This window comes from Mesorhizobium sp. M4A.F.Ca.ET.050.02.1.1 (assembly GCF_003997725.1).
Taxonomy (GTDB): domain Bacteria; phylum Pseudomonadota; class Alphaproteobacteria; order Rhizobiales; family Rhizobiaceae; genus Mesorhizobium.
In genome coordinates, this window is record NZ_RZSG01001247.1 from 1 (window position 1) to 1022 (window position 1022).

Here is a 1022-nt window from a genome sequence, read left to right on the forward strand (position 1 = left end):
GTATTGCGACAGGATCCGCCCGGTGGTCAGAAGCAGCGGGTAGCGCGGGCCCGTCCGCTCGTCCGTCGCCACATATTCGGTGCGGATGAACTTGCCCTTGCCGCGCACGAAGCCGTCGACATGCATGATCGGCGTGCCGAGCGGCGCCTTCTCGTTGCAGGGCCACTGCACCGATCCGACACGGTCGAGCAACTCAAAGGAGACGTTGGCGAAGCTCGGCGTCGTCTTGGCGATCTCGTCCATGATCTCGGAAGGATGCTGGTAGTTCCAGTCGAGCCCGATCGCGCGGGCGAGCTCCTGCGTCGCTTCCCAGTCGGCATAGCGCGCCTTCGGCTCCAGAACCTTGCGCACCATGTTGATGCGGCGCTCGGCGTTGGTGAAGGTGCCGTCCTTCTCGAGGAAGGTCGAGCCCGGCAGGAAGACATGCGCGTAGTTCGCCGTCTCGTTGAGGAAGAGATCGTGCACGACGACGCATTCCATCGCGGCGAGCCCGGCTGCGACATGCTTGGTGTCGGGATCGGACTGCAGGATGTCCTCGCCCTGGATGTAGATGCCCTTGAAGGAGCCGTCGACGGCGGCGTCCAGCATGTTGGGGATGCGCAGACCCGGCTCGTCGTCCAGCTTCACGCCCCACAGGCTCTCGTAGATGTCGCGCACCGCTTCGCCGGAGATGTGGCGATAGCCGGGCAGCTCGTGCGGGAAAGAACCCATGTCGCAGGAGCCCTGCACGTTGTTCTGGCCGCGCAGCGGGTTCACGCCGACGCCCGGCCGGCCGATATTGCCGGTGGCCATGGCGAGGTTGGCGATCGCCATCACTGTGGTCGATCCCTGGCTGTGTTCGGTGACGCCGAGGCCGTAGTAGATCGCGCCGTTGCCGCCCTTGGCATAGAGGCGCGCAGCACCCCGGATCAGCTCAGGGTCGACGCCGGACAGTTTGCCGACAGTCTCGGGGCTGTTTTCGGGCAGGGCGACGAAGGACGCCCAGTCCTGGAACTCCGCCCAGTCGCAGCGCTCGCGGATGA

General features: G+C 65.7%; 1 protein-coding gene. It reads right to left on the minus strand.

The features are described from left to right. Positions 1 to 1022: molybdopterin-dependent oxidoreductase (locus EOA33_RS36675; RefSeq protein ID WP_145989550.1), on the minus strand; the 1022-nt coding region annotated here is incomplete at both ends.